The 9,598-nt window shown below is 62.8% G+C and carries 5 protein-coding genes; 2 read left to right on the top strand and 3 right to left on the bottom strand.

Annotated elements, in window-relative coordinates; translation table 11 throughout:
- The coding region (locus B5F94_RS15075) for a hypothetical protein (protein WP_087331309.1) at window positions 1–1,634 on the top strand (1,634 nt) is incomplete at its 5' end.
- 58 nt (window positions 1,635–1,692) lie between these two features.
- Here B5F94_RS15075 and B5F94_RS15070 read toward each other — a convergent pair.
- Both B5F94_RS15070 and B5F94_RS15065 read right to left on the bottom strand, forming a co-directional pair.
- Window positions 1,693–4,221 carry a M56 family metallopeptidase gene (locus B5F94_RS15070; RefSeq protein WP_087331306.1) on the bottom strand — a complete coding sequence of 843 codons (2,529 nt, stop codon included), beginning with the start codon at window positions 4,219–4,221 and terminating at the stop codon, window positions 1,693–1,695.
- Window position 4,222: 1 nt separating this feature from the next.
- The gene (locus B5F94_RS15065; RefSeq protein WP_087189520.1) at window positions 4,223–4,603 is read right to left on the bottom strand and encodes a BlaI/MecI/CopY family transcriptional regulator; all 381 of its coding nucleotides are present in this window, start codon (window positions 4,601–4,603) and stop codon (window positions 4,223–4,225) included.
- A 264-nt stretch (window positions 4,604–4,867) separates the two neighbouring features.
- Here B5F94_RS15065 and ppdK point away from each other — a divergent pair, with 264 nt between their 5' ends.
- The gene (ppdK, locus tag B5F94_RS15060) at window positions 4,868–7,507 is read left to right on the top strand and encodes a pyruvate, phosphate dikinase (protein ID WP_087331304.1); all 2,640 of its coding nucleotides are present in this window, start codon (window positions 4,868–4,870) and stop codon (window positions 7,505–7,507) included.
- A 68-nt stretch (window positions 7,508–7,575) separates the two neighbouring features.
- On the opposite strand, the gene B5F94_RS15055 is transcribed toward ppdK, so the two are convergent.
- Window positions 7,576–9,598 (bottom strand): S-layer homology domain-containing protein (locus tag B5F94_RS15055; RefSeq protein WP_087331303.1); only part of this gene is annotated, 2,023 nt, incomplete at its 5' end.

Below are 9,598 nucleotides of genomic sequence, written 5' to 3'. Positions count from 1 at the left end.
CTCCCGCCCCCGATCTGCCCCCGGCGGATCTGGCCAAACGGTACGGCAAGGGTCTCAAGGGGATGCGGCTGAGGGCCACCCTGGTCCTCCTGCTGTTCCTGCCCGCCCTCTATCTGACCCTGGAGGTCTTTCCCCATCCCCAGGCCCTTACGCCTGAGCTGCGGGTGCTGGCTCTGGCCGGGGTCCAGGTGCTGGCCATGCTGCTGGGACTGGATGTCCTCTTCCGGGGTCTGTTCGGCCTGCTGCGGCTGGAGTTCGGCATGGACACCCTGCTGCTCTTTGCCTCCGCCGCCACCCTGGCCGACGCCCTTACCATGTTCAAGCTGGACCCCCGGGAGGGCCAGATGCCCTACTGTGCCGCCATTGTGCTGGGCATTTCCCTGCTGCTGCGGGGCACCTACCGAAAGCGCCGGGGTCTGCGGCTGGCCTGTAAGACGGCGGCGGCCGCCTCCCACCCCTATCTGGTCACCCTGGATGAGGGCAAGTGGAACGGCCGGGACACCTACGCCAAGTGGTCGGGCGATCCGGTAGGCTTTGGCCGGCAGATGCAGGCCAGCGACGGCGCCCAGCGCATTTTCCGGCGGATCTGCCCCCTGCTGTTTATCGCCAGTATGCTGCTGAGCATCGTGGCCTCCATTGGCCGGGGCGCGCCGGAGCGGCTGCTGTGGTGCCTGTCCGCCACCCTCACCGCCTCCGCCTCCCTGTCGGGGGCCCTGTGCTTCGGGCAGCCCTGGCTTACCCTGTGCCAGCGGCTGAGCAAATCGGGGGCCGCCATCGCCGGTTGGGACGGCGTCACCGCCACCGGCGGCAGCGGCATTCTGGTCACCGACTCCGACCTGTTCCCCCCGGGCTGTGTCTCCCTCAACGGCATCAAGATCTTCGGCGACTTCCCGGCGGAAAAGGTGGTGGCCGATACCGCCACCCTCATCCGGGAATCGGGCTGCGGCCTGGACAAACCCTTCCACGACCTGCTCCGGGCCCAGGGGGCCATTTACCGCCGGGTATCCAACTTCTTCTGTTATGAGGGCGGCCTGTCCGGCGTCATCCGCAACGAACAGGTACTGGTGGGCTCCGCCGACTTCATGCGGCTGATGGAGATCGCCCTGCCCCCGGGACTTCATGTGAAGAACGCCGTGTTCTGTGCCATCGACGGGGAGTTGGCAGGCATCTTCGCCCTCAACTACACCCTCCACGGCACGGTGGACCCGGCTCTCACCAGCCTGATCCGCAACCGGGTGTCCCCGGTGATGGCCACCCGGGACTTCAACCTGACCCCCGCCATGCTCCGCCAGCGGTTCAAGCTGCCGGTGGACCGGATGGAATACCCCTCTGTGGAGCGGCGGATGGAGCTGTCCGACGAGGACCAGCTCCACAGCGACATTCTCACCGCCGTCCTCTGCCGGGAGGGCATCGGGCCCTACTCCGAGGCGGTGGTAGGCGCCGCCCGGCTCCGCCGGGCCGTCCGCACCTCGGCAGTGCTGGCCAGCCTGGGGGCGGTGGTAGGCCTGATTCTGGCCTTCTACCTCACCTTTGTGGGAGCCTACGCCTCCCTGTCGGCCTCCAACCTGCTGGTGTTCCTCATCATGTGGCTGGTGCCCACCCCCCTGATCTCGGGAATGGTCAACAAATATTAAGACAAAAAGATCCCCTGCCAGCTGGCAGGGGATCTTTTTGTCTTGTTGGTTTCTCTTCTCAATATCCTCCGTCGATGACTACCCAGGGGGAGTCCTTATCCTCCCGCTGGAGGATGAACTGATAGTCGGTGTAGGTGGTGTTGGGGTCCAGCACCGGCTGATTGCCGTCGGTGGTAAAGCTTACAAAGAAGACGATTACATTGTTGATCCGCTCCGGGTCGTCGGTGTGGAGATAGTCCGCCGCCACCTCATAGGACTGCTGGGGATCATAGTACGAACTTTCCAGGGTACACCCCGCCATCCCGGTCTCAAAGCTCTGTACCACCGTCTCATAGGCCCGGTCATACTCCTCCGGGGAGTAATTGTGGGAGGGCGGCGGATTTTTCATGGCCAGCCAGTCCTGGCAGGCGCTGTACATGGTCTCATAGGGGCTGGGGGCGTCGTAGTCGTAGGCATAGGCATACCAGCTGGTCTCCCCGTCCCGGACGATGCCCACCAGTCCGCCCTCCTCCAGGAAGATGAGACTGTCTCCGTTTTGATCGGTGCAGGTCACCGCCTTGCCGTTGAGGGCGGCAGGGGCCTGGGCCTTCACCCACACCCGCACCCACAGCTGGATGCTGCTGTCGATGACGCCGCAGGTCTCCACATCCGTCTCCTGCCCGTTTTCATAGGTCAGGGTCCGGGCGGGGCTGCTGCCGGCCAGGATGGGTTCCATCTCCCGGCTGTAGATATTCCAGGCCGGGTCCCCCTCCACCAGCTCCACATAGCCGGCGCCCACGTTGTAGCCCTGCTCGCTCAGCCATTCCTTGGCGGCGGAAAGGGGGTCCAGCAGGCCGGGTCGGTGGCCTTCATCCACCTGTTGCTGGAGGGCGGTATAGTAGTCCGCCGCCGTGGTGCCGGTGTCCCGGGGGAGCACCAGATAGCGGGTACCGTAGTTGTTGTCCACCCAGCCCTCCACGCACCAGATGCCGCCCTCCCCCTGTTTGATGGGCTGGGAGAGGAGCAGGGTAATGGACTCGCCCCAGTTTTCCGTGCGGAAGTAGACGTAGCGGTGGTCACTCTCCCACACATAGCCGTCGTGGAAGTACATACTGTCGTCGTAAGCTTCCAGGCCGTTGCGGGCACGGAAGTCCCCCGCTACCTCTTCCGGGATGCGGCGGTTGAGTTCATCCCAGAGGGCATATTCCTCATCCTGTTGCTCATACTCACCGTCTGGAGAAATAAACTGCACATCGGTGGGTCTGACCCACAGATAATAGTACCCATCTTTGCGGGCAATGGGCTCTACCCCGCTGCCATCGGAGCTGAGATATTGCTCATACTGGACCTGGTCCCACCGGACCAGGTCGCAGATCCATCCCATGTCATAGCCGGTCTCCGGCAGCTCGTAGTCTCGTTTGGCATTTATGGATACCAGGAAGTCCTCTCCCTCCTCGGGCAGCTCCACCAGCAGCTTGCCGTCCAGATCGCTGGGAATGGCCAGCTGGAGGTCATAGTCCAGGTCATACAGCACCGGGTTCTCCAGCAGTGCGCTCAGGTCGGGGGTGGGCTCCGGGCTGGAGCTGGGGCTGGGGGCCGCCCCGCTGATGGCGGCGCAGCCGGTCAAAGCGATGGTCAGAGCCAGGGTAGCCGCCAGGGCGGCCGGTCCCTGCCGCTTTCCTTTCATGATGGACACCAGCCTTTCTTTCAGCCGGGCCTTTTCCTCGCACAGGGTGGTGGCCAGCACCCCCATGCCTCTGGGGGGCCGGGCGGCCAGCACCAGCAGAGTCTCCCCGTAGTGCTTCCGGGCGGGGCCGTCCATGGTTCTGGTCACCGCCTCGTCACAGGAGAACTCGCAGGAGCGGGAGATTTCCCGCCGCACCACCACCATCAGGGGATTGAACCAGTGGAGGCTGGTCACCGCCGCCGCCAGCCATTTATAGAGCAGATCGTGCCGCCGGGCATGGGTCAGCTCGTGAGACAGGATATCCGCCAGCCGGTCGTTTTCCACCCCCACAGGCAGCACAATGGCGGGATGGATCGCCCCCAGCAGCATGGGAGTGTGGACATGGATACACTCCAGCACCACAGTGCGCCCGCCCGGGTCCAGGGCGGCCAGCACATTTTGGGCTCCTTGCCCGGCAGGCCGGGCGGAGACGCGCACCAGGGCGGCAAAGCGCCGGTAGCCCCACACATACCGCCCCAGCCACAGGCCTGCCCCTGCGGCCCACAGACCGAACCATAGTTCAGGGGCGGTGAGCACGCCCTTCCAGTCTGCCGCCGGAGCGGCGGGCTGCTCCGGTGCGCCGGGATCTTCAGGCGCGGCTGGGCCTGTGGGTTCCCCTGTCTGACCCTGGATTTGGACCGGGTCGGTCTGACCGCTGAGGGAAACTTCCGTCTGGGTGTGGGCCTGGTAGGTCCCCTGCTCCGGCAGGGCAGGCAGCGGAAGGGTCACCCCCACCGGTAAAACCAGGCGCACCAGCACCAGCAGCCACAGATAGTAAACCGCTGCCTTGCTCTTGATGAGGGGCCGAACCAACAGCAGCAGGCCGGTGAGCAGCGACCCCAGCAGGCTCAGCTTCAGCAGGGTATACAGAAAGGGTGTCACGTCAGCTCCCTCCTTCTCCGTCCAGGCTGTCCAGCAGGGCTTTTAACTCCGCGATGTCATCCCCGGACAGCTGGTCGTGCTCCACCAGGGCGGCCACCATCTGCCGGGCCGACCCGGCGTACAGCTTGTCAATGAGCTTGCGGGTGCGGTAGCAGCCCAGCTCCTCCCGGCTCACCAGAGGCCGGTAATAGTAGACCTGCCGCTTCTCCTGGGCCGCCGCCCCCTTGGCGCACAGCCGCCGCAGCAGGGTCTTGACCGTCTCCCCGTTTCTGTCTGCCAGGGCCTCCCTGATCTGGCTCAGTGTCACCGGTTCCCCGGCGTCCCACAGCACCTCCATCACCTCCAGCTCCGCCTCGGTGATCTTCTCTTCCGCGGCACCCATGGCGTCTCCTCCTTCCGGTTACAGTTGTACCTTTCAGCTTTAGGGTACAACTGTAACCTCCTTTTGTCAAGCCCAATCGGGTTACAATTTCATGACAGATCATGCCGCCCCCTCCAACTTTTGAAATTTATTTTCATACTCATTAGTTTGGTGAAAATTGGCACATAACACCACCCAACCCTTGCATTTGTTTGTCAAAATGGTATAATATGACCTAGTGAACCGTCCCGCCCCAGGCGGGGCAAACTTAGGAGGAATGTGAAAATGGGCAATTCTCACAAGTACGTCTACTTGTTCTCCGAAGGCAACGGCTCTATGCGTGAGCTGCTGGGAGGCAAGGGCGCCAATCTGGCCGAAATGACCAATCTGGGTATGCCGGTGCCTCAGGGCTTTACCGTGACCACCGAGGCCTGCACCCAGTACTATAATGACGGTCGTCAGATCAACGAGGACATTCAGGCCCAGATCTACGAGTACCTGGGCAAGATGGAGGAGATCTGCGGCAAGAAGTTTGCCGATCCCGAGAACCCCCTGCTGGTCTCCGTCCGCTCCGGCGCCCGGGCCTCCATGCCCGGTATGATGGACACCATCCTCAACCTGGGCCTCAACGACGTGGTGGTGGAAGGCCTGGCCAAGTTCACCAATAACCCCCGTTTCGCCTATGACTCCTACCGCCGGTTCATTCAGATGTTCTCCGACGTGGTCATGGAGCTGTCCAAGAAGCGTTTTGAGGAGATCATCGACGACGTCAAGGCCAAGAAGGGCGTCAAGCAGGACGTGGAGCTGGACACCGACGACATGAAGCACCTGGTGGTTCTCTTCAAGGAGTTCTATAAGAAGGAAAAGGGCGAGGACTTCCCCCAGGATCCCAAGGTCCAGCTGATGGAGGCCGTCAAGGCCGTGTTCCGCTCCTGGGACAACCCCCGCGCCAATGTGTACCGCCGCATGAACGAGATCCCCTACGACTGGGGCACCGCCGTCAACGTGCAGTCCATGGTGTTCGGCAACTCCGGCGACAACTCCGGCACCGGCGTGGCCTTCACCCGCAACCCCGCCACTGGTGAGAAGGCCCTCTTCGGCGAGTACCTCATCAACGCCCAGGGCGAGGACGTGGTGGCCGGCGTACGTACCCCCTCTCCCATCTCCAAGCTCCACGAGGAGATGCCCGCGGTCTACGAGCAGTTCGCCGACATCGCCAACCGCCTGGAGCAGCACTACAAGGATATGCAGGACATGGAGTTTACCATTGAGAACGGCAAGCTCTATATGCTCCAGACCCGCAACGGCAAGCGCACCGCCGCCGCCGCCCTGAAGGTGGCTGTGGATCTGGTGGATGAGGGCATGATCGACGAGAAGGAGGCCGTGTGCCGCGTCGATCCCAAGCAGCTGGACGCCCTGCTGCACCCCACCTTTGACCCCGAGGCCCTGAAGAAGGCCCAGGTAGTGGGCAAGGGCCTGGCCGCCTCTCCCGGCGCCGCCTGCGGCCGCGTGGTCTTTACCGCCGAGGACTCCAAGGAGTGGCACGCCCGTGGCGAGAAGGTCATCCTGGTCCGTCTTGAGACCTCCCCCGAGGACATTGAGGGTATGCAGGTCTCCCAGGGTATCCTCACCGTCCGGGGCGGCATGACCTCCCACGCCGCCGTGGTGGCCCGCGGTATGGGCACCTGCTGCGTGTCCGGCTGCGGCGACATCGTGGTGGACTACGAGGGCAAGAAGTTTACTCTGGCCGGCAAGGACTATCATGAGGGCGACTGGATCTCCCTGGACGGCTCCACCGGCAACATCTACGGCGAGGCCATCGCCACCGTGCCCGCCGATCCCGGCTCCGGCTACTTTGGCCGCCTGATGGGCTGGGCCGACAAGTATCGTCAGCTGAAGGTGTACACCAACGCCGACAATCCCCGTGACGCCGCTCAGGGCTACGCCTTCGGCGCGCAGGGCATCGGCCTGTGCCGCACCGAGCATATGTTCTTCGAGGGCGAGCGCATCAAGGCCATCCGTGAGATGATCGTCTCCGACAACGTGGCCGACCGTGAGAAGGCTCTGGCCAAGATCATGCCCTATCAGCAGGGCGACTTCGAGGGCATCTATGAGGCCATGCAGGGCCATCCCGTGGTCATCCGCTTCCTGGATCCCCCGCTGCATGAGTTCCTCCCCACCAAGGAGGAGGACATCGTGGAGATTTCCAAGGAGATGAACATCCCTCTGGAGAAGCTCCACAACGTCATCGACTCCCTGCATGAGTTCAACCCCATGATGGGTCACCGCGGCTGCCGCCTGGCCGTCTCCTATCCCGAGATCGCCGCCATGCAGACCACCGCCGTCATCAACGCCGCCATCAACGTCCAGAAGAAGCACCCCGACTGGACCCTGGTGCCCGAGATCATGATCCCCCTGGTGGGCGAGGTCAAGGAGCTCAAGTACGTCAAGGACGTGGTGGTCAAGACCGCCGACGCCATCATCGCCGCCGCCGGTATCGACATGAAGTATGAGGTTGGCACCATGATCGAGATCCCCCGTGCCGCCCTCACCGCCGACGAGATCGCCAAGGAGGCTCAGTTCTTCTCCTTCGGTACCAACGACCTGACTCAGATGACCTTCGGCTTCTCCCGCGACGACGCCGGTAAGTTCCTGAGCTACTACTACGACAAGAAGATCTACGAGTCCGATCCCTTCGCCCACCTGGATCAGAACGGCGTGGGCAAGCTGGTGGCCATGGCCGTCCAGCTGGGCCATCAGACCCGTCCCGACATCCATATGGGCATCTGCGGCGAGCACGGCGGCGACCCCACCTCTGTGGAGTTCTGCCACAAGGTGGGCCTGGACTATGTGTCCTGCTCCCCCTTCCGTGTGCCCATCGCCCGTCTGGCCGCTGCTCAGGCCGCCATCAAGAACCCCCGGTAACACCCTTGCAAATACACAACAGAGGCCGGCTGCTTTGCAGCCGGCCTCTGTTTGCCATTTAAGCTTTATTACAGCCGCTGGTCCCGGTAGAGGAAGGTGACCACCTGGGCCCGGGTGCAGGGCAGGTCGGGGGAGAAGGTGGTGGAGGAGGTACCGGTGGTGACGTCGTTGGACGCAGCCCACCGCACCGGATACCAGTAGTAGTCGCTGCTCTTCACATCCCGGAACACGGTACTGCCGGAGAGTTTGGGCTGGTCTGCGTGGGCCCGCCACAGGAAGGTAACCACCTGGGCCCGGGTGCACACGGCATTGGGGGAGAAGGTGGTGGCCGAAGAGCCGCTGGTAATGCCGCTCTCCACCGCCCAGCGCACCGCATCATAGTAGAAGGCGTCAGAGCTTACATCCCGGAAGGGCACGCCGTCATCCTCCACCATGGGAGATCCGTAGGCCCGCCACAGGAAGGTGACCACCTCGGCCCGGGTACAGGCCCGGTCAGGGGAGAAGGTGGTGGCTGTGGTGCCGGTGGTGACGCCGTTGTTTACCGCCCAGGTGACGGCGCTGTTGTAGTAGCTGCCTCTGGCCACGTCGGGCATCAGCGAATCCAGCCAGCTGTTGGCGTCCGTGTGGGTGACAGGCCGCATGGAGTAGTCGTTTTCGTCCTGGTAGTCATAGTACTCCATCAATGCCAGATAGACCTCCGGATGATGACCCATGGCCACTTCGGAAAAATCATCTGACAACAGGTTGTCCGGGAATACCCCGACAGCGTACTGGAACAGTATCCCCAGCACATCGGGACCCAGCCCATGGATCATGCCGATCAAAATCAGAGGCACCGGTACCTGGATTTCCTTGGCCAGGTACACCACATCGGAGATGGCCTGGGCGGCATCCCATTTGGAGGCCACTTCCTCAGGGCTGGCGGAGATGTGGTCCAGGGAAGCAATCTGCCGGGCAATCTCGTCCAGGTTATCCTTCGACTCGCTGACCACCGAGCGGTTGGGCACCATGTAGAGATACTGGAAGATATCCATGATGGCTTCCTGATAGTGCTTTTCGTAGTAAGCGGCGTCCTTGGCGATAGAGGCCAGGGAATTCTCCAGATCCTGGATTCTGCCCGAATTCGCCAATTCCTTGAAGTTGATGTTCTGCCCGGTGATCTCCTTATAGGCGGCGCCCAGACCCCCAGCCTCAGACGAGAGCCGGGTCACAGGCAGGAACAAATCGTTGCCGTTTCGCTGGTAGCCCCAGTCGTTCAGCGGCACCCGGGGCACCACGTCGCCGCTGTAGATGATGTTGTGGATGCAGCTCTCCTCGTACTCCTGCTTGGGGATGAGCGTGGCGGTATAGTTGTTGTTATAGTCCCAGCTGACCCCTCCCTTCTCCATTCCGGTCACTGCATGGGGTGTGGCGAAGGTATAGGCGTACACATTGCTCTCATCCACCCGGGAGAAGTCATTGCATACCTTGGCCGCCAGCAGGTTGGCCACCGCCGCGCCCCGGCTGAAGCCGCCGATCCACAGCTTGATGGTACCCAGCTGGGCGCCGCCGGCCTCTGCTTCCTCCACATACTCCTCCAGGGCATCGTACACCCCCTCGGCCGCGCGGCGGAATCCGGCGTGGGCCGAATCGTCATTGACATAGAAGTTGCTGGCCCACTCGGCGCCGTAGCCGCCGCCCCGGATGATCACCGGGATGACGGTATAGGTCTGTCCGTTTTCCTCCAGAGTCTTACGGGCAAAGGAGAAGGCCACTTTGTGGTCGGTGCAGTCCAGGGCCACGTCGTAGTTGTAAAAGGCCGCCCCGTCAAAGCCCAGAGTCTCGTAGGCCCGGCGGATATTGTCCTCCCGGCCCACATCCCCGTCGGTGGTGTAGTATCTGTCGCTGGAGGTGGTGGAGAAGCCCGCCATAACCAGCCCCAGGGTGGTCTTGGCCAGCTCATGGTCGTACTCTGTGGCCGGATGAGTGAAAAAGTCCTCGCTGTAGTAGAAGTCATAGGTCACAGACCCATACACCGCGTCGGAGCGGAACTGGATGGGATACTCCCCGTCCTCCATGGCCTGGCCCGTCTGGGCCGGGGTGGGGGTGGGC

It is taken from the genome of Flavonifractor sp. An4 (genome assembly GCF_002161755.1).
Lineage (GTDB): Bacteria > Bacillota > Clostridia > Oscillospirales > Oscillospiraceae > Flavonifractor > Flavonifractor avicola.
This window is presented reverse-complemented; position numbering and strand designations above follow the sequence as displayed.